This is a genomic window from Streptomyces sp. NPDC042371 (assembly GCF_056437465.1).
This window is the reverse complement of the sequence record NZ_JBWKAP010000008.1, coordinates 171,637-191,220: the sequence shown is the minus strand read 5'-3', so window position 1 is coordinate 191,220 and position 19,584 is coordinate 171,637. Positions and strand designations below refer to the sequence as shown.

Annotated in this window: 18 protein-coding genes and 1 tRNA gene; 12 read left to right on the top strand and 7 right to left on the bottom strand. The window is 70.1% G+C overall.

Annotation, left to right across the window (positions count from 1 at the left end):
- Nucleotides 1-47: 47 nt before the first annotated feature.
- The 6 genes from paaA to AC068B_RS25000 all read left to right on the top strand — a co-directional run bounded on the left by paaA (nt 48) and on the right by AC068B_RS25000 (nt 4,994).
- Nucleotides 48-1,130, top strand: a complete 1,083-nt coding sequence (gene paaA, locus AC068B_RS25025; RefSeq protein WP_478673881.1) for a 1,2-phenylacetyl-CoA epoxidase subunit PaaA — start codon at nt 48-50, stop codon at nt 1,128-1,130.
- A complete protein-coding gene (gene paaB / locus AC068B_RS25020) occupies nt 1,127-1,417 on the top strand; it encodes a 1,2-phenylacetyl-CoA epoxidase subunit PaaB (RefSeq protein WP_328888047.1) in 291 nt (96 codons plus the stop codon). Before paaA ends, paaB begins: the two co-directional genes overlap by 4 nt.
- Before the next feature lie 14 nt (nt 1,418-1,431).
- Entirely contained in the window at nt 1,432-2,172 is a 741-nt protein-coding gene (gene paaC / locus AC068B_RS25015; RefSeq protein WP_478674165.1) for a 1,2-phenylacetyl-CoA epoxidase subunit PaaC, read from the top strand.
- Complete coding sequence (paaD, locus tag AC068B_RS25010; RefSeq protein WP_478673880.1) at nt 2,166-2,666, top strand: 1,2-phenylacetyl-CoA epoxidase subunit PaaD; 501 nt, start codon at nt 2,166-2,168, stop codon at nt 2,664-2,666. The genes paaC and paaD overlap by 7 nt, the downstream gene beginning before the upstream one ends.
- Nucleotides 2,666-3,742: a 2Fe-2S iron-sulfur cluster-binding protein gene (locus AC068B_RS25005; protein WP_478673879.1), complete on the top strand. Its 1,077-nt coding sequence runs from the start codon at nt 2,666-2,668 to the stop codon at nt 3,740-3,742. The genes paaD and AC068B_RS25005 overlap by 1 nt, the downstream gene beginning before the upstream one ends.
- Nucleotides 3,743-3,860: 118 nt before the next feature.
- Nucleotides 3,861-4,994, top strand: a complete 1,134-nt coding sequence (locus AC068B_RS25000; protein WP_478673878.1) for an acyl-CoA dehydrogenase family protein — start codon at nt 3,861-3,863, stop codon at nt 4,992-4,994.
- Between the two features lie 32 nt (nt 4,995-5,026).
- Here the strand turns inward: AC068B_RS25000 and AC068B_RS24995 are convergent, their stop codons facing one another.
- From AC068B_RS24995 to AC068B_RS24980, 4 genes are all read right to left on the bottom strand, one after another.
- Complete coding sequence (locus AC068B_RS24995) at nt 5,027-5,356, bottom strand: rhodanese-like domain-containing protein (RefSeq protein WP_468565940.1); 330 nt, start codon at nt 5,354-5,356, stop codon at nt 5,027-5,029.
- 48 nt (nt 5,357-5,404) lie between these two features.
- A complete protein-coding gene (locus AC068B_RS24990; RefSeq protein ID WP_478673877.1) occupies nt 5,405-6,358 on the bottom strand; it encodes a hypothetical protein in 954 nt (317 codons plus the stop codon).
- 69 nt (nt 6,359-6,427) lie between these two features.
- Complete coding sequence (locus AC068B_RS24985) at nt 6,428-7,867, bottom strand: DUF2252 domain-containing protein (protein WP_478673876.1); 1,440 nt, start codon at nt 7,865-7,867, stop codon at nt 6,428-6,430.
- 198 nt (nt 7,868-8,065) lie between these two features.
- Nucleotides 8,066-8,149: transfer RNA gene (locus AC068B_RS24980), tRNA-Leu, on the bottom strand.
- 502 nt (nt 8,150-8,651) lie between these two features.
- Between AC068B_RS24980 and AC068B_RS24975 the strand changes: the two genes are divergently transcribed.
- From AC068B_RS24975 to pknB, 6 genes are all read left to right on the top strand, one after another.
- Nucleotides 8,652-9,545: an FhaA domain-containing protein gene (locus tag AC068B_RS24975; protein WP_468565734.1), complete on the top strand. Its 894-nt coding sequence runs from the start codon at nt 8,652-8,654 to the stop codon at nt 9,543-9,545.
- Nucleotides 9,546-9,555: 10 nt separating this feature from the next.
- Complete coding sequence (locus tag AC068B_RS24970; RefSeq protein ID WP_055563971.1) at nt 9,556-10,071, top strand: FHA domain-containing protein FhaB/FipA; 516 nt, start codon at nt 9,556-9,558, stop codon at nt 10,069-10,071.
- Nucleotides 10,072-10,202: 131 nt separating this feature from the next.
- On the top strand, nt 10,203-11,762 hold the full coding sequence (locus AC068B_RS24965) for a Stp1/IreP family PP2C-type Ser/Thr phosphatase (protein ID WP_478673875.1): 1,560 nt from the start codon (nt 10,203-10,205) through the stop codon (nt 11,760-11,762).
- Nucleotides 11,763-11,788: 26 nt separating this feature from the next.
- On the top strand, nt 11,789-13,195 hold the full coding sequence (locus tag AC068B_RS24960; RefSeq protein ID WP_478673874.1) for an FtsW/RodA/SpoVE family cell cycle protein: 1,407 nt from the start codon (nt 11,789-11,791) through the stop codon (nt 13,193-13,195).
- The gene (locus tag AC068B_RS24955; RefSeq protein WP_478673873.1) at nt 13,192-14,655 is read left to right on the top strand and encodes a peptidoglycan D,D-transpeptidase FtsI family protein; all 1,464 of its coding nucleotides are present in this window, start codon (nt 13,192-13,194) and stop codon (nt 14,653-14,655) included. The genes AC068B_RS24960 and AC068B_RS24955 overlap by 4 nt, the downstream gene beginning before the upstream one ends.
- Nucleotides 14,656-14,823: 168 nt before the next feature.
- Nucleotides 14,824-16,842 (top strand): Stk1 family PASTA domain-containing Ser/Thr kinase, encoded by a 2,019-nt coding sequence (gene pknB / locus AC068B_RS24950; protein ID WP_478673872.1) that lies wholly within the window; start codon nt 14,824-14,826, stop codon nt 16,840-16,842.
- Nucleotides 16,843-16,914: 72 nt separating this feature from the next.
- Here pknB and AC068B_RS24945 read toward each other — a convergent pair whose 3' ends face one another.
- Genes AC068B_RS24945 through AC068B_RS24935 form a run of 3 tightly spaced genes read right to left on the bottom strand, consistent with a single transcriptional unit; the run spans nt 16,915 to nt 19,580 of the window.
- Nucleotides 16,915-17,649, bottom strand: a complete 735-nt coding sequence (locus AC068B_RS24945; RefSeq protein WP_478673871.1) for a class E sortase — start codon at nt 17,647-17,649, stop codon at nt 16,915-16,917.
- Nucleotides 17,650-17,673: 24 nt separating this feature from the next.
- A complete protein-coding gene (locus AC068B_RS24940; RefSeq protein ID WP_478674164.1) occupies nt 17,674-18,924 on the bottom strand; it encodes a class E sortase in 1,251 nt (416 codons plus the stop codon).
- A 5-nt stretch (nt 18,925-18,929) separates the two neighbouring features.
- The gene (locus AC068B_RS24935) at nt 18,930-19,580 is read right to left on the bottom strand and encodes an aminodeoxychorismate/anthranilate synthase component II (protein ID WP_478674163.1); all 651 of its coding nucleotides are present in this window, start codon (nt 19,578-19,580) and stop codon (nt 18,930-18,932) included.
- Nucleotides 19,581-19,584 lie beyond the last annotated feature (4 nt).

Below are 19,584 nucleotides of genomic sequence, written 5' to 3'. Positions count from 1 at the left end.
ACCGAACGATCGGTCGGGCGGTTCGCTCAAGGTCGAGGGGGACCGAGATGGCGACAGCAGCCGCACACCGGGCGGCGGGGACGGAGCCGGACGAGGCCGCGTCCTCAGCGGAGCACCTGGCCGTCTTCGACGCGGCGGTCGCAGCCGACGAGCGCATCGAGCCACGCGACTGGATGCCGGACGCCTATCGCGCGTCCCTGGTCCGCCAGATCGCCCAGCACGCGCACTCCGAGATCATCGGCATGCAGCCGGAGGCCAACTGGATCACTCGCGCCCCCTCCCTGCGGCGCAAGGCGATCCTCATGGCCAAGGTGCAGGACGAGGCGGGCCACGGCCTGTATCTGTACAGCGCTGCGGAGACCCTCGGCACCAGCCGCGACGAGCTGCTCGACAAGCTGCACTCGGGCCGCCAGAAGTACTCGTCGATCTTCAACTACCCCACGCTGACCTGGGCGGACGTCGGCGCGATCGGCTGGCTCGTGGACGGCGCGGCGATCACCAATCAGGTCCCCCTGTGCCGCTGTTCGTACGGTCCGTATGCGCGGGCGATGGTCCGCGTCTGCAAGGAGGAGTCCTTCCACCAGCGCCAGGGGTACGAGTCGTTGCTCGCCCTGAGCCGTGGCACCCAGGCCCAGCACGATATGGCGCAGGACGCGGTGGACCGCTGGTGGTGGCCCTCCCTGATGATGTTCGGCCCGCCCGACGACGAGTCCTCGCACTCCGAGCAGTCGATGACGTGGAAGATCAAGCGCCATTCGAACGACGAGTTGCGCCAGCGCTTCGTGGACATCTGCGTCCCGCAGGCGGAGTCCCTCGGCCTGACGCTCCCCGACCCGGACCTGGTGTGGAACGAGTCCCGGGGACACCACGACTTCGGCGCGATCGACTGGACCGAGTTCTGGGACGTCCTCAAGGGCAACGGCCCGTGCAACGACCAGCGCATCACCCAGCGCCGCCGCGCCCACGAGGACGGCGCCTGGGTCCGCGAGGCCGCGGCCGCGTATGCGGAGAAGCAGCAGAAGCAGACGGCCGCCCGGCACACGGACACGCAGCACCCGGCCGCACCTGCCGGGGACGGCACACACAGCACGCAGGACGACCCCGCACAGCACGGAGAGGCGACAGCATGAGCAGCTCGACCGACTGGCCGCTGTGGGAGGTGTTCGTCCGCTCCCGCCGTGGGCTCTCCCACACCCACGCGGGCAGCCTGCACGCGCCGGACGCGGAGATGGCCTTGCGCAACGCCCGCGATCTGTACACGCGCAGGAGCGAAGGCGTCTCCATCTGGGTCGTGCCGTCCACCGAGATCACCGCCTCCTCCCCGGACGAGAAGGACTCCTTCTTCGAACCGTCCGGCGACAAGCCCTACCGCCACCCGACGTTCTACGAGATCCCGGAAGGGGTGAAGCACCTGTGACCGCCCAGGCACCCGTGACCACCCCGGCCCCGGCCTCGCCCGACGCCCCGGCCGCCTTCCCCGCCCTGGCCCTCGGCGACGACGCGCTGGTGCTCTCCCACCGGCTGGGTGAGTGGGCGGGACACGCCCCGGTCCTCGAAGAGGAGGTCGCCCTGGCGAACATCGCCCTCGACCTGCTCGGCCAGGCCCGCCTCCTGCTCTCCATGGCAGGCGACGAGGACGAGTTGGCGTACCTCCGCGAGGAGCGCGCCTTCCGCAACCTCCAGCTGGTCGAGCAGCCGAACGGCGACTTCGCCCACACCATCGCCCGCCAGCTCTACTTCTCCACCTACCAGACGCTGTTGTACGGCGAGTTGGCGTCCGGAGACAGCGAGTTCGCCCCCTTGGCCGCGAAGGCCGTCAAGGAGGTGGCCTACCACCAGGACCACGCCGAGCAGTGGACCCTGCGGCTCGGTGACGGCACGGACGAGAGCCACGCGCGGATGCAGACCGGTATCGACGCGCTGTGGCGGTTCACCGGCGAGATGTTCAAGCCGGTGCCGGGGCTGGACGCCGACTGGCAGGCGCTGCGGCAGAGTTGGACCACGTCGGTGACGGCAATCCTCGAGCGGGCGACCCTGACCGTGCCCGAGGGCCCGCAGACCGGCGCGTGGACGGCGGGCGCCGGGCGCGAGGGTCTGCACACCGAGTCGTTCGGCCGGATGCTCGCCGAGATGCAGCACCTGCACCGCAGCCACCCGGGGGCGTCATGGTGACGACCTCGCCCACCGCGCTGGAGGCGGAGCTCCTGGCCCTCGCGGGCTCGGTGCCCGACCCCGAGCTGCCCGTGCTGACACTGGCCGAGCTCGGCGTGGTGCGCGGCGTGCGGGTCCTCGCCCCGGGCAAGGTCGACGTCGAGCTCACCCCGACGTACACGGGCTGCCCGGCGATAGAGGCCATGTCCGCCGACATCGAGCAGGTCCTGCACGAGCACGGCGTGGCCGACGTCGCGGTGCGCACGGTCCTCTCCCCCGCCTGGTCGACCGACGACATCAGTGCCGAAGGCCGCCGCAAGCTGGCCGAGTTCGGCATAGCTCCCCCGCGTTCCCACTCGGCCGACGGGCCCGTTCCGCTGAGTCTGGCGATCCGCTGCCCGCACTGCGGCTCGACCGACACCGAACTGCTCAGCCGCTTCTCCTCCACGGCCTGCAAGGCGCTGCGCCGCTGCGCCTCCTGCCGTGAACCCTTCGACCACTTCAAGGAGTTGTGATGGCCCGCTTCCACCCGCTCCGGGTAGCGGCGGTCGACCGGCTCACCGACGACTCCGTGACGCTGACGTTCGACGTGCCCCCGCCGCTGCGCGAGGAGTACCGGTTCACGCCGGGCCAGCACCTCGCCATCCGCCGCTTCGCGGACGGCACGGAAATCCGGCGTACGTACTCGATCTGCTCCGCGGCCCCGCCCGTGGACGCCCCGGAGGAGCCCCGGGCCCTGCGCGTCGGGGTGCGCCTCGTCGAGGACGGCGCCTTCTCCACGTACGCCTTCAAGGAAGTCGCCGTCGGCGACGAGCTGGAGGTGATGACACCCGCCGGACGGTTCACGCTGGACCCGGCGCCGGGGCGTTATGCGGCGATCGTCGGCGGCAGCGGCATCACTCCGGTGCTCTCCATCGTCACGACGCTCCTGGAGCGCGAGCCGAAAGCGGACTTCTGCCTCATCCGAAGCGACCGTTCCGCCGCGTCGACGATGTTCCTGGAGGAGGTCGCCGATCTGAAGGACCGCTGGCCCGACCGGTTCCAGTTGGTCACCGTGCTCTCCCGGGAGGAGCAGCAGGCGGGCCTCGGCTCCGGACGGCTCGACGAGGAGCGGCTCTCCCAGCTCCTGCCCGCGCTGCTGCCGGTGTCGGAGATCGAGGGCTGGTTCCTCTGCGGCCCGTTCGGCCTGGTGCAGGGTGCGGAGCGGACGCTGCGCGGCCTCGGTGTCCCCCGCCGCCGCGTCCACGAGGAGATCTTCCACGTGGACGACGGAGGCGTCACCGTCGCCGCCGTCCCCTCGGCATCCGTGCCCGCGCACAGCACGATGACGGCGACCCTGGACGGCCGTTCGGGCACCTGGCCCGTGCGGAGCGGGGAAACCCTCCTCGAAACGGTGCTGCGCAACCGCGCCGACGCTCCGTACGCCTGCAAGGGCGGGGTATGCGGCACCTGCCGGGCCTTCTGCGTCTCGGGCGAGGTGCGGATGGACCGCAACTTCGCGTTGGAGCCGGAGGAGACGGAGGCCGGTTATGTGCTGGCGTGCCAGTCCCGTCCGGCCACGGACACCGTGGAGCTGGACTTCGACCGCTGACACCCCACCTGCCTGTTCCCTTCGCATAGAACCTGTTCTATCTTGACGCTCCGTCAGAAACGAAGAGGCGGAAAAGACGACGGACACGTCGGTCGGCCGGTGCGTGGGAGGACAGGCAGTGGACTTCACCTTCACCGAGGAACAGCAGGCCGTGGTCGAGGCGGCGCAGGCAGTCTTCGCGGGCGTGGAGCCGGACGGGGTGCCGAGCCCCGCCCTCACGCCCGGGGCCGTCGCCGAGGACTTCGACCGCGCCCTGTGGTCCCGGCTCGCCGACGCCGACCTCCTGGGCGTGCTCATCGCCCCGGAGCACGGCGGCGTGGGCCTGGACGCCATCGCCCTGTGCCTGGTGCTGCGCGAGTCCGCGAAGGTGCTCGCGCGGGTCCCTCTCCTGGAGGCCAGCGCCGCCGCGCTCGCGGTCCAGGCCCATGGCGGGGACGAGTTGAAGCGGAAGGTTCTTCCCGCGGCCGCGCGCGGCGACCTGGTCCTGACGGTCGCCGCCAACGGCCGCACCGGCCACGACCCGGCCGACCTGGCCGTCACCGCACAGCGCGACGGTGAAAGCTGGATCCTGGACGGGCTCCAGACAGGCGTCCCCTGGGTGCAGAACGCGGACCTCGTGGCCGTCCCCGCCCACACGCCCGAAGGCCACACCGTCCTCGCGCTCGTCCCCCGCGACCACGAAGGTCTGACCGTCGCCGAGCAGATCTCCACCAGCGGCGAGCGCCTCGGCGAGCTTCGCCTGGAGGGCGTGCGCATCGCCGCGACCGACGTCATCGACGCCGACGGTGCCTGGGAGCGGCTGCGCGACCTGCTCGCCACCGGGACCTGTGCGCTCGCGCTCGGGCTCGGCGAGGGCGTCCTGCGCATGACGAGTGAATACGTCAGCAAGCGGGAGCAGTTCGGCCACCCCGTGGCCACGTTCCAGGCCGTGGCCGTGCAGGCGGCCGACCGCTACATCGACCTGCGTTCGATGGAGGTCACCCTCTGGCAGGCCGTCTGGCGCGTGAGCACCGGGGCGGACGGCGCCCTGCCCGCGACGGGAGACGTGGCCGTCGCCAAGATCTGGGCATCGGAAGGCGTACGAAGGGTCGTGCAGACCGCCCAGCACCTGCACGGCGGCTTCGGCGCCGACACCGACTACCCGCTGCACCGCTATCACGCCTGGGCCAAGCAGCTGGAGCTCTCCCTCGGCCCCGCGGCGGCGCACGAGGAGGCTCTGGGCGACCTGCTGGCCGCCCACGCACTCGGCTGAGGCCGCCACCGGGGCGGCGACGAGGACTGCGGTCAGATCACGGCGCCCGGCTGACCCTTGTCGTCGACAACGGGCCGCCCGGCGGCTGCCCATGCTTCCATGCCACCGGCGACGTTGAACGCCTCGATGCCCTGCTGCCCGAGGTACATGGCGACCTGGGCGGAGCGTCCACCGGACCGGCAGATCACATTGACCTTGCCGTCCTGCGGCGCGGCCTCCGTCAACTCGCCGTACCGGGAAACGAATTCACTCATCGGGATGTGCAGCGCATCCGCGGCATGCCCCGCCTGCCACTCCTCGTCCTCCCGGACGTCCAGCAGAAAGTCACCGCTCGTGAGGTCGTCGATGCCGACCGTGGGCACCTGAGATCCGAAAACCATGCCCCCGACGCTACCCGAAGGGCCGCGCCGTCAGTCGCGCAGTCGCGCCAGCTCCGCCTCACGCTCGCCGACCTGCGCGAGCAACTGCTCGGCGATCTCGTCGAGCAGCGTGTCCGGGTCGTCGGGCGCGAGACGCAGCATGCCGCCGATCGCGCTCTCCTCCAGCTCCTTGGCGAGGACCGTGAGGAGCTCCTTGCGCTGGGCGAGCCATTCGAGCCTGGCGTACAGCTCCTCGCTGCGGGTGAGCCGCTGCTCCTCGGGGACCGGGCCCGCGGCCCACTCCTCGGACAGCTCCCGCAGCATCGCCTCGTCACCGCGGGCGTATGCGGCGTTGACCCGCGTGATGAACTCCTCGCGCCGCTGCCGCTCGCCCTCCTCCTGCGCCAGATCCGGATGCGCCTTGCGGGCCAGCTCGCGGTAGAGCTTGCGGGCCTCTTCGCCGGGGCGCACCCGCTGCGGCGGCCGCACCGACTGATCGGTCAGCATCGCGGCGGCCTCGGGGTAGAGCCCTTCACTGTCCATCCAGCCGTGGAACAGCTCCTCGACGCCGGGCATCGGCATCACCTGCGCCCGGGCCTCCTCGGCCTTGCGCCGGTCCTCCGGGTCGCCGGTGCGGGCGGCGGTGGCCTCGGCGATCTGCGCGTCCAGCTCGTCGAGCCGGGCGTACATCGGGCCGAGCTTCTGGTGGTGCAGGCGGGAGAAGTTCTCCACCTCCACGCGGAAGGTCTCCAGCGCGATCTCGTACTCGATCAACGCCTGCTCGGCAGCGCGCACGGCCCTCTCGAGCCGCTCCTCCGGGCGTTCCTTGGGCGGCTCCTCGGCGGAACGACCCTCGTCGCCCTCGCCCGACCGCGCTTCGGCCCTCTCCCTGAGCCGCGCCTTCAGCTGCTCCTTGAGCCGCCCTTCGGAACCCGACTGCTGCGCTCCCTCTCGGGGAGTCTCAGGAGTCTCGGGCTGCGTCGGCTCGGCTTCCGGGGTCGTCACTCGTCCAGCCTAGGCCACAGAAGGCCCCAGCCAGGAAACCCACCCGCGCCACGCCCGAACCCTGCACCGTCACACCCCCGACTCCGCCGCCACCCGCCCTTCCTTGACCGCCCGCACCAGCAGCGCGTGATCGGCCTCTGTACGGTCCGCGTACGCCGACGCGAACCGCGCCATCGCCTCGTCCAGCTCGTCGTTCTTCCCGCAGTACCCCGCTATGAGGCGCGGGTCCGCACTGTGCGCGTGCGCGCGGGCCAGCAGTGCGCCGGTCATGCGGCCGTAGTCGTCCAGCTGGTCCGCGGCCAGCTCGGCCGGGTCCACGCTGCCCTTGCGGTTCCTGAACTGGCGCACCTGGAAAGGCAGCCCTTCGACCGTCGTCCACCCGAGCAGGAAGTCGCTGACGACCTGCATCCGCTTCTGGCCGAGCACCACCCTGTGTCCTTCGTGCAGGGTCTCCGGCGCCTTGAAGCCCGCCACCGGCAGATGCGGCAGCAGCGCGGAGGGCCGCGCCTCCTTGACCTGGAGCACCAGCGGCTCGCCCCGGTGGTCGAGCAGCAGCACCACGTACGACCGCAGGCCGACGCTGCCCGTGCCGACGACGCGGAACGCCACGTCCTGGATCGCATACCGCGCGAGCAGCGGCAGCCGGTCCTCGGTCAGCGTGCCCACGTACTCCCCGAGGGCCGCCGCCACCGAGGCTGCCTCCGCGTCCGGCACGCGCCGCAGCACGGGCGGAGCGTCGACGAAGCGGCGCCCCTCGGCACCGTCCGCGCTCACGGCTCGCTCCGTCGACTTCGCCGCGAAACGGGCACTCGTGTTCTTTCGCGCCTTCTCCGCGACCCGCTCCAGGGTGCCGAGGAGGTCCCGCGCGTCCGCGTGCGAGACCAACTGCTCGTCCGCGATGGCGTTCCACGCGTCAAGCGCCGGAAGCTTCGCCAGCAGCCGCATCGTGCGGCGATAGGCCCCGACGGCGTCCAGGGCCGCCTCCTCGCAGGCGTCCTCGCTCGCCCCCGCCTCGCGCCCCGCGAGCACCAGGGACGCGGCCAGGCGCTTGAGGTCCCACTCCCAGGGGCCGTGCACCGTCTCGTCGAAGTCGTTCAGATCGATGACAAGACCGCCGCGCGCGTCCCCGTACAACCCGAAGTTCCCCGCGTGCGCGTCACCGCATATCTGCGCACCGATGCCGGAGAGCGGGGTGCGCGCGAGGTCGTACGCCATCAGTCCCGCGGAGCCCCGCAGGAACGCGAAAGGTGAGGCAGCCATCCTGCCGACCCGGATCGGCGTGAGCTCGGGGATCCGGCTGCGGTTGGACGCCTCCACGGCGGCCACGGAATCGGGCCGCCCACCGTCCACTTCGAACTCCGCGTGCGCGGCACGGGGCACCCGCTGCCGCAGCGCCTTGCCTTCCGCCTTGGGCGACCCCTGCGCGGGCCACCCGGCGAACCCCGACACCCGCGGAAGCCGCTCGCCCCGCTGCCCGGGAATCTTCCCGCCCTGCTCCACCATGCTCATCGCCCCCCGTCGGCCATCGGCCAACCACGAATCCGGCCTCGAAGGTACCGCCGCTCGCCGACCGCCGTCAGAGCCTGTGGATAACTTCGGTGACATACATCACCACCTCAGGCTCCACAACCGCACACGCACGCGTGCACGCAAAAAGAAGCGGCCCCCTTCCGGACTTTCGTCCGGAGGAGGACCGCTTCCTCATTGTGCGCGAGGGGGGAGTTGAACCCCCACGCCCTTTCGGGCACTGGAACCTGAATCCAGCGCGTCTGCCTATTCCGCCACCCGCGCATGGGTGCTGTCTTTGGGTCTCTCACTGTGTGGTGTGAGCGCCTGCCGACATCCAGAAGATTAGCACGCTGCAGCAGGTGGATTCACATCCGTATTCAGCGGGCACCTGGCCCAGAAGCCTTGCCCCGGCCCGGGGTGGGCCCCAGCCGCCCCACAGACCGAACCGGACCCGTCCGGCACCGCGGTCCCGTATTCACCCCTCCTCGGCCGAGCTCACCGAGGTCCACAGCCAGGTGCGGGACACTGGCTTTGAGCCCCCTCTACGATCCCTTGTAAGAGGAGGCTCGAGCGGACGTCCCGAGCAGTTGCCCGTAAGGGGCTCCGGGGCCATGGATCAGGGCTCCGTCAGGGGTCCTGGGAGGATCCCTGGACGCTGGTGCGGGCATGTCTTGTGAGAGGCGACACTCGTCGACTGGGCGGACAGGGGGAACCAGCCGATTTCCCGGCGCGTGGATACGATCAGTAAGCAGTACCAGGATGACTACGACGGAGGAGGTGCCCCATGGGAGTCCTGAAGAAGTTCGAGCAGCGACTTGAAGGTCTGGTCAACGGCACCTTCGCCAAGGTGTTCAAGTCCGAGGTCCAGCCCGTCGAGATCGCCGGCGCACTCCAGCGGGAGTGCGACAACAACGCGACGATCTGGAACCGCGAGCGGACCGTCGTCCCGAACGACTTCATCGTGGAGCTCAGCGCCCCCGACTTCGAGAGACTCAGCCCGTACTCGGGCCAGCTGGGCGACGAGCTCTCCGGCATGGTGCGTGACTACGCGAAGCAGCAGCGGTACAGCTTCATGGGCCCCATCAAGGTCCACCTGGAGAAGGCCGAGGATCTCGACACCGGCCTGTACCGCGTGCGCAGCCGCACCCTCGCCTCCAGCAGCTCCCAGGCGCCCGAGCGCGCCCCCGCGGGCCCCAGCGGCCCGGCGGCCCCCGGCCGCGGCGCAGGTGGCGGCGGAGGGGCCGGCGCCGCCGGCTATCCGCAGCCGCCCTCCGGTTCGCCCGGAGGCGCACCTCCCATGCCCGCCGCGCCGCCGCCCGGCGCGGGTCGCCCCAGCGGGCAGTCCCCGGCTCCGAACAGGCCCGCGGGCCCCGGTGCCGGACCACTTCCGGGCGCCCAGGTGCGGCGCTGGATCGAGATCAACGGCAATCGCCATCAGATCTCCCGCCCGACGCTGGTGCTGGGTCGCAGCACCGACGCCGATGTGCGGATCGACGACCCCGGCGTATCCCGTCGGCACTGTGAGATCCGGACCGGAACGCCCTCGACGATCCAGGATCTCGGGTCTACCAACGGCATCGTGGTAGACGGGCAGCACACCACCCGCGCTACGCTCCGCGACGGCTCGCGGATCGTCGTGGGCCAAACCACCATCGTTTATCGGCAAGCCGAAGGGTGAAGCGGGGGCAATGTCAGAGCTGACCCTGACGGTCATGCGGCTAGGTTTTCTGGCCGTTCTGTGGCTGTTCGTGATCGTGGCCGTCCAGGTCATCCGCAGCGACCTGTTCGGAACGCGCGTCACACAGCGCGGTTCCCGGCGTGAGCGGCCCCAGCAGGCCGCCCGCCAACAGCAGGCCGCACCTCCACAGCAGCGACAGCAGCAGGGCGGCGGTGGCCGCCAGCGGCGCGGCGCCCCCAGCAAGCTGGTCGTCTCCGAGGGCATCCTCGCCGGGACGACGGTCGCGCTGCAGGGGCAGACCATCACGCTGGGCCGTGCGCACGACTCCACGATCGTGCTGGACGACGACTACGCCTCCAGCAGGCATGCCAGGATCTACCCGGACCGTGACGGCCAGTGGATCGTCGAGGATCTCGGGTCCACCAACGGCACGTATCTCGACCGGACCCGACTCACCACCCCGACGCCCGTTCCGCTGGGCGCGCCGATCCGCATCGGCAAGACCGTCATCGAGCTGCGGAAGTAGTACTACGTCATGACAGAGCGCGAGCGGAGCGAGCGAGCCGAAACGGCGGTCCAGGCACTGGACGCCGGCGCGCTCCCGACCGGAGGGTGGGCACCGTGCGGATGTACCCGGAGCCGACGGGCGAGGTGCGCATGAGTCTGTCTTTGCGCTTCGCCGCCGGATCGCACAAAGGCATGATCCGGGAGGGGAACGAGGACTCCGGTTACGCCGGCCCACGTCTCCTCGCGATTGCCGACGGCATGGGGGGCCAGGCCGCGGGCGAGGTGGCGAGCTCCGAGGTCATCTCGACGCTCGTCACGCTCGACGACGACGTCCCCGGCTCGGACATCCTGACGTCGCTGGGCACCGCCGTGCAGCGGGCCAACGACCAGCTGCGCATGATGGTCGAGGAGGACCCCCAGCTTGAGGGCATGGGGACCACCCTGACCGCGCTCCTGTGGACGGGACAGCGCCTCGGGCTCGTGCACGTGGGCGACTCCCGCGCGTACCTCCTGCGGGACGGCGTCCTGACGCAGATCACTCAGGACCACACCTGGGTACAGCGCCTCGTCGACGAGGGCCGCATCACCGAGGAAGAGGCCACCACCCACCCGCAGAGGTCCCTCCTCATGCGCGCGCTGGGCAGCGGTGACCACGTGGAGCCCGATCTCTCGATCCGCGAAGTGCGCGCCGGCGATCGGTACTTGATCTGCTCGGACGGCCTCTCCGGAGTCGTCTCGCACCAGACCATGGAGGACGCCCTCGCGTCCTACCAGGGCCCCCAGGAGACCGTGCAGGAGCTCATTCAGCTCGCGCTGCGCGGCGGCGGCCCCGACAACATCACCGTGATCGTCGCCGACGTCCTGGACATCGACAGCGGCGACACCCTCGCAGGCCAGCTGTCCGACACCCCCGTGGTCGTCGGCGCGGTCGCCGAGAACCAGCTCCAGTCGCAGGACGACGGCGCGATGCAGACCCCCGCGGGCCGTGCGTCCGGCCTCGGCCGTCCCGTGCCGCCGCAGGCTCCTCAGGGAGGGGGCGGCTTCGGCCCGCCCGGCAGCGGCGACACCGTCGGATACGTCCCCGAGGGCAGCTTCGAGACGTACGGCGACGAGGACTTCGTGAAGCCCGGCGGCGGCCGCAAGTGGCTCAAGAGATCGCTCTACGGAGTGCTCGCTCTCGCCGTCATCGGCGGCGGCCTCTACGGCGGCTACCGCTGGACACAGACCCAGTACTACGTGGGCACGAAGGACAAGCACGTAGCCCTCTACAGGGGCATCGACCAGGACCTCGCGTGGGTCAGCCTGTCGAAGGTCGAGAAGGACCACCCCGAGGTCGAACTCAAGTACCTGCCGCCGTACCAGCGCAAGCAGGTCGAGGCCAACATCGTCGAGGACAGCCTCGACGAGGCCAAGAGCAAGATCGACGAGCTGGGACTGCAGGCCACCGCGTGCAAGAAGGACGCGGAGCGCCGCGAGGTCGAGCGCGAGAACAACGCCAAGACCGGCGAGGGCGAAGCGGGCGGCACGACCGGCCTGCGCACCGCGCCGACCGCGGACCCGACCTCGCCCGGCACGGACGCCAGGACCGACAAGAACGACAAGAACAACTCGACCGACAAGAACAAGTCCAAGACCGCACCGACTCCCACACCCGGCCCCAGCCTCTCCGAGGATGAGCAGAAGCTGGTCCCGCTGTGCGGTAAGCAGTAAGCAGCCGTTGGGGGCCTCTGCACGCCATGAGCAGTAGTACTACACACACGTCGACGATCGGCGCGATCGGGGCGCCGAGCAGGCGCAACACCGAGCTCGCGCTGCTCGCGTTCGCCGTCGTCATCCCGCTGTTCGCCTACATGAACGTGGGCCTCGCGCTCGACGGCAAGGTGCCCACGGGCATGCTCGGCTACGGCCTCGGGCTCGGCCTGCTGGCCGGCGTCGGGCATATCGTGGTGCGCAAGTTCGCCGCGTACGCCGACCCGCTGCTCCTGCCGCTCGCGACCCTGCTCAACGGCCTCGGCCTGGTGATCATCTGGCGGCTCGACCAGTCGGAGAAGCTCCAGCAGCGGGACAACTTCGTCCAGGCCGCGCCGAACCAGCTGATGTACTCGGCGATCGGCGTCGCGCTCTTCGTGGGCGTGCTGCTGCTGCTCAAGGACCACCGTGTCCTGCAGCGCTACACGTACATCTCCATGGTCGGCGCCCTGGTACTGCTGCTCCTGCCGCTCGTGCCGGGCCTCGGCATGAACGTGTTCGGCGCCAAGATCTGGATCAGCATCGGCGGATTCTCCATCCAGCCGGGCGAGTTCGCGAAGATCGTCATCGCGATCTTCTTCGCCGGGTACCTGATGGTGAAGCGCGACGCGCTCGCCCTGGCCAGCCGCCGCTTCATGGGGCTCTACCTCCCGCGCGGACGCGACCTCGGCCCGATCGTGGTGGTCTGGGCGATGTCCATCCTGATCCTGGTCTTCGAGACCGACCTCGGTACGTCGCTGCTGTTCTTCGGCATGTTCGTCGTGATGCTCTACGTCGCCACGGAGCGCACCAGCTGGATCGTGTTCGGTCTGCTGATGTCCGCGGTCGGCGCGGTCGGCGTGGCCACGTTCGAGCCCCATGTGCAGCAGCGTGTGGACGCCTGGCTGAACCCGTTCGCCCCGGAGACCATCGCCCAGACCGACCAGATCGCCCAGTCCCTGATGGCGTTCGGCTCCGGCGGCGTGCTCGGTACCGGCCTCGGCCAGGGCAACTCCGACCTGATCGGCTTCGCCGCCAACTCCGACTTCATCCTCGCCACCTTCGGTGAGGAAATGGGTCTGGCCGGTGTGATGGCGATCCTGCTCATCTACGGCCTGATCGTGGAGCGCGGCGTCCGCACGGCGCTCGCCGCCCGCGACCCGTTCGGCAAGCTCCTCGCGATCGGCCTCTCCGGAGCCTTCGCCATCCAGGTGTTCGTCGTCTCCGGCGGCGTCATGGGCCTGATCCCGCTGACGGGTATGACCATGCCCTTCCTGGCGTACGGCGGTTCCTCCGTCATCGCCAACTGGGCCCTGATCGGCATCCTGATCCGGATCAGCGACACCGCGCGCCGTCCGGCCCCCTCCCCCGCCCCGAACCCCGACGCCGAAATGACCCAGGTGGTCCGACCGTGAACAAGCCCCTGCGCCGGATCGCGATCTTCTGCGGGCTGCTCGTCCTCGCCCTGCTCGCCCGGGACAACTGGCTCCAGTACGTGCAGGCCGACTCCCTGGCCAAGCACGAGAAGAACCGCCGCGTCACCATCGAGCGCTACTCCCAGCCGCGCGGCGACATCATCGTCGACGGCAAGCCCATCACCGGCTCCAAGGCCACCCCGGGCAGCGACCTGAAGTACAAGCGCACCTGGAAGGACGGGCCCATGTGGGCCCCCGTCACCGGCTACTCCTCGCAGCGCATCGGCGCCAACCAGCTGGAGAACATCGACGACGGCATCCTCACCGGCAACGACGACCGGCTCTTCTTCCGCCGCACGCTCGACATGCTGACCGGCGAGAAGAAGGAGGGCGGCAACGTCGTCACGACCCTCAACGGCGCCGCCCAGAAGGCCGCGTACGACGGCCTGAAGGGCCGCGGCAAGGGTGCGGTGGCCGCGATCGACCCGTCGACGGGCGCGATCCTGGCGCTCGCCTCCACTCCCTCGTACGACCCCGGGGACTTCGCGGGCAACACCAACGCCGAGGCCCAGAAGTTCCTCGACCTCGACAAGAGCAAGGACAAGCCGCTGGTCAACCGCGCGCTGCGCGAGACCTACCCGCCCGGCTCCACCTTCAAGGTGGTCACGGCGGCGGCCGCCCTGGAGCACGGTCTGTACGACGGCATCGACGAGAAGACGGACTCGCCCCTTCCGTGGACGATGCCGAACACCACGCAGCCGCTGAACAACGAGGGCGACCTGCCCTGCAAGAACGCCACGCTGCGCGAGGCACTGCGCGTCTCCTGCAACACCGTCTTCGGCAAGATCGGCTCCGATCTCGGCAAGGAGAAGATGCTGGAGACGGCCAAGAAGTTCGGCTTCAACTCCGAGCAGTTCGTCCCGGTCCGCTCGAACGCCTCGAACTTCCCCGAGGACATGGACAAGCCGCAGACCGCGCTGTCCTCCATCGGCCAGTTCGAGACCGCCACGACGCCCCTGCAGATGGCCATGGTCGCCTCCGCGGTCGCCAACGACGGCACGCTCATGGAGCCGTACATGGTCAGCGAGCTGCAGGCCCGCAACCTCGACGTCGTCGAGAAGCACTCGCCCAAGGAGATGAGCGAGCCGCTCTCGAAGGAGAACGCCCAGAAGCTCCAGGAAATGATGGAGACGGTCGTCAAGTCGGGCACGGGAACCATGGCCCAGATCCCCGGCGTCACTGTCGGAGGCAAGACGGGTACGGCGCAGCACGGCGTCGCGAACAGCAAGAACCCGTACGCCTGGTTCATCTCGTACGCCAAGACGGACTCCGGCTCGCCGGTCGCCGTCGCCGTGGTGGTCGAGGACAGTGACGCCAGCCGCCAGGACATCTCCGGCGGCGGCCTCGCCGCGCCCATCGCCAAGAACGTGATGAAGGCAGTCATCGACAGCAAGAAGTGACCCCCGTCACGAGCCCTCCACATCGGTGCACGTTGCGGTACCGGTCCGGTATCGGGTGACGGTCGCGGCCGGGTCACGTAAGTGGAGCCGGGTACCGTATGCCCGGACAGCACACCGCCGGACCACACAACGGTGCGGTCGGGACCGACGGAGAGGGCTGGAATAGCTATGGAAGAGCCGCGTCGCCTCGGCGGCCGGTACGAGCTGGGCCAGGTGCTCGGCCGCGGTGGGATGGCGGAGGTCTACCTCGCGCACGACACCCGCCTCGGCCGCACCGTGGCGGTGAAGACGCTGCGTGTGGACCTCGCTCGCGACCCGTCGTTCCAGGCCCGGTTCCGCCGTGAGGCCCAGTCTGCCGCCTCGCTCAACCACCCGGCGATCGTCGCGGTCTACGACACCGGCGAGGACTACGTCGACGGGGTCTCCATCCCGTACATCGTGATGGAGTACGTCGACGGTTCCACGCTGCGCGAGCTGCTGCACTCCGGCCGCAAGCTGCTGCCGGAGCGGGCCATGGAGATGACGATCGGCATCCTCCAGGCCCTGGAGTACTCGCACCGCAACGGCATCGTGCACCGCGACATCAAGCCCGCGAACGTCATGCTGACGCGCAACGGCCAGGTCAAGGTCATGGACTTCGGCATCGCCCGCGCCATGGGCGACTCCGGCATGACGATGACGCAGACCGCCGCGGTGATCGGCACGGCGCAGTACCTCTCGCCGGAGCAGGCCAAGGGCGAGCAGGTCGACGCCCGCTCGGACCTCTACTCCACCGGCTGTCTCCTCTACGAGCTACTCACGGTCCGGCCGCCCTTCGTGGGCGACTCCCCGGTCGCCGTGGCCTATCAGCACGTACGTGAGGAGCCGCAGGCCCCGAGCGTCTTCGACGGCGAGATCACGCCGGAGATGGACGCCATCGTCCTGAAGGCCCTCACCAAGGACCCGGACTACCGCTACCAGTCGGCCGACGAGATGCGCGCCGACATCGAGGCCTGCCTCGACGGCCAGCCCGTCGCGGCCACCGCCGCCATGGGCGCGGTCGGCTACGGCGGCCCGGACGACCAGCAGACCGCGATGCTCCGCCAGCAGAACGGCGGGGGCCAGACGTCCATGCTGCCGCCGGTCAACCCGGACGACGGGGGCTACGGCTACGACGAGGGCCGCGGCCGCCGTCAGAAGAAGAGCAACACGTCGACGTGGCTGCTCGTCCTCGCGGGCATCCTGGTCCTGGTGGGCGCGATCCTCATCGGGAAGTACACCTTCGGCGGCGACGGCGGGGGCGACGGGTCGATCAAGGCCCCGAAGCTCATCGGCGAGACCGAGGACGAGGCGAAGAGGTCCGCCACGAACGTCGGCCTGAAGTTTGAGGTCGGCGAGCGCAAGCGGTGCGCCAAGTTCCCGAAGGGTGAGGTCTGCGACCAGGACCCCGGTGTCGACGCCGACGTCAAGAAGGGCGACACCATCACGGTGACCGTCTCGACGGGCTCGCCGAAGATCACCGTCCCGGACGTGCAGGGCCTCAGCTACGAGGAGGCCAAGAGCCAGCTCGAGGACAAGGGCTTCACCAACATCGAGAAGGCGACCGAGGAGTCCGACCGGACCCCCGGCAAGGTCATCCGTCAGGACCCCGCGGGCGACACCAAGGCGGAGAAGAGCGAGACGATCACGCTCACCGTCGCCAAGGAGAAGAAGCAGGAGACCGTCCCGGACGTCGCCGGCCTCGACTACGAAGCCGCGGCGAAGCAGATCACGGACAACGGCTTCACTCCCGCCCGCCAGGACGTGGCCAGTGAGGACGTCGAGGAGGGCAAGGTCATCAAGACCACGCCCGCGGCCGGTACGCCCGCCGACCCCGGCTCCACGGTCAACGTCCAGGTCGCCAAGAAGGCCGCGGAGTCGACGGTTCCGCCCCTCACCGGCCAGAAGCTGAAGGACGCGCGCAAGGCCATCGAGGACGCGGGTCTGACGGTCGGCACCATCACGGGCCCGCAGGACGACGACGCCCTCGTGGTCCTGTCCACGCCCAACGCCGGCGAGAAGGCCGAGCCCGGCTCGGCGGTCAACCTGACCACCGCGGGCGGCGGCGGAGACAACGGCATCGGCGGCGGGGACGACGACGGCGGCATCGTCGGCGGTCTCTCCGAGGGCAACAACGGCCACGGGGGCGGCAACCACTGGTGGGACTGACCCCCGAGTGACCCACGTGGAGAAGCCCCGGTACCGCTGAGCGGTACCGGGGCTTCCGCGTTCGCCGTGGGGCTACTTCAGCTCCGCCGGAGGCGTCCGCTTGTTGTCGACCTTCTCGACGCGCTCCAGCTCGCCCCACACGACGTACCGGTAGCGGGAGGTGTAGACGGGCGTGCAGGTCGTCAGCGTGATGTAGCGGCCCGGCTTCTTCACACCCGATTCCTTGGGGACGGGGTTCAGGACCTTCACGTTGTACTTCGAGGTCTCGGGCAGCGTCGCGTACACCTTGTAGACGTACCACTTGTCCCGGGACTCGTAGACGATCGCGTCGCCCTTGCCGATCTTGTCGATCTTGTGGAACTTCGCGCCGTGCCCGTCGCGGTGCGCGGCCAGCGTGAAGTTGCCCTCCTTGTCCCCGGGGAGGGCCGACTTGATCGGGTCCTTGTAGTAACCGGCGACGCCGTCGTTGAGGACCTTGCTGCTGGTGCCCTCCTTGACCAGCACCTCGCCGTTGCCCATCGCGGGTACGTGCAGGAAGCCGATGCCATCCTTGGTGTCGATGGAGCCGGGGCCGCCCGCCCAGCGGTCGCGCACCCGGTCGCCCTGCTTGTGCGCCTCGCGGTCCGCTATGACGTTCGTCCACCACAGGGAGTAGACGACGAAGAGGCCGAGCACGAGGCCCGCGGTGATGAGGAGTTCACCGAAGACGCTGACCGCCGTGGCGATGGGGCCGCGGGCGCGGCGCCGTGGTGCGGGGGACGGCGCGGGCGCCTGCGCCTGCTGCTCGTCATCGGTCGTGGCTGCCACTGGTTCCGCCCCGTTCTCACCGTTCTAGTTCACGAGCGCGCTCGGTTTTCCCTTGTCGCGCGGTCGCTCCTCGACCATCTTGCCCCAGACGATCATTCGATACTTACTCGTGAATTCCGGGGTGCAGGTGGTCAGTGTGATGTACCGCCCGGGTTTGGTGAAGCCCGAACCCGGAGGAACGGGACCGATCACGCCGGTGTTGCCGGGCGAGGTCTGCGGCAGGATGCTCGCCATCTTGTAGACGAAGTACTTGTCCTGCGTCTCTACGACGATCGGGTCGCCCGGCTCCAGGCGGTTGATGTACCGGAACGGTTCGCCGTGTGTGTTGCGGTGGCCCGCGACCGCGAAGTTGCCCTTCTTGGCCTCAGGCATCGCGGTCTTGGTGGCGCCCTCGTTGTAGTGGCCGACCATGCCGCGGTCGAGGACCTGATGCTTGTCGATGCCCTCGGCGACCGGCACGACGACGTCGAGGCGCGGAATGTGCAGCATCGCGAAGCCCTGCCCCGGCTCGAAGCTGCCGGGCTTGCCCTTGCCCTTGGCCCAGCTCTCCTGGAGGTCGCGGGCGGCACCGTCGGCCTGCTGGTGGGCACGGATGTTCGTCCACCAGAGCTGGTACGTGACGAAGAGGAGCATCAGTACGCCGACCGTGATGAAGACTTCGCCGAGCCCCCGGCTGATCACCGCGCCCGGCGACGGCCTGCGGGCACGCTCGGCACGGCGGGCCTCCACGCGCGAAAGGGGGGCGGCGCCCGGCCGGGGCTCCGTGGAGGGCGTGCCGCCCTTCTTGGCGGCCTTGCGGCGGGCGGCCCGGCCCTCGGTGGGGCGATCGGGCTCCGGCTCGGCTATTCGCCGCGTGTCGTCGGTCAGCAGCCCCATCGTCTCGTCGTCCGACGCGGGCTCGTAGGCGGGAGCGGGCTGTTCGGCAACGGGCTGCGCGGGAGCGGGCTGTTCGGGGGCGTACGCACCGTACAGCTGCTCGTACGTGGGCTCGGGGGCCTGCGGCTGCTCCTGCCCGTGCGTGGGCTGCGGCTGCTCCTGCCCGTACCAGTCGCGGGCGTACCCCTCGGGGTCGTACCACTCCTGTTCCTGCGGCTCCGCCGGTGGCTGCTCCGGCTCCGCGGCGCCGCTGCGGAACCACGGCGAGGGGTGCTGCCCCGGCAGCGGATCCGTCAGGGGGTCCGCCAGGTGATCGACCGCCGCCTCGAACGCACCGGCGTCCCCGTGCGCGTCATTCGCGTCGTACGGGGCTCCGGAGGAGTCGCGCTCGGGGCGCAGGTCCGTCACGCCGTGGCCCTGCCCACCACCGGGGCCAGCCCGCTCGATCGGGCGACGGCTCCGGTGTCGCCGCACTCCACCAGCCAGTTGGCCAGCATGAGGTGGCCGTGCTCGGTCAGCACCGACTCCGGGTGGAACTGGACACCCTCGACCGCGAGTTCACGGTGGCGCAGGCCCATGATGATGCCGTCCTCCGTGCGCGCGGTGACCTCCAGGTCGGCCGGGACGGTGGCGGGCTCGGCGGCCAGCGAGTGGTAGCGGGTCGCGGTGAACGGGGACGGCAGGCCCGCGAAGACGCCCTTGCCCTCGTGGCGGACGAGCGAGGTCTTGCCGTGCAGGAGCTCCGGGGCGCGGTCCACCACGCCGCCGTACGCCACGGCCATGGACTGCATGCCGAGGCAGACGCCGAAGACGGGCACGCCGGTGGCGGCGCAGTGCCGCACCATCTCGACGCACACGCCCGCCTGTTCCGGGGTGCCGGGGCCCGGGGAGAGCAGAACGCCGTCGAAGCCGTCCTGCGCGTGCCGCAGCTCGACCTCGTCGTTGCGCAGGACCTCGCACTCGGCACCCAGCTGGTACAGGTACTGGACGAGGTTGAAGACGAAGCTGTCGTAGTTGTCGACGACGAGAATGCGACTGCGGCCGCGGCCGCCCACGGCG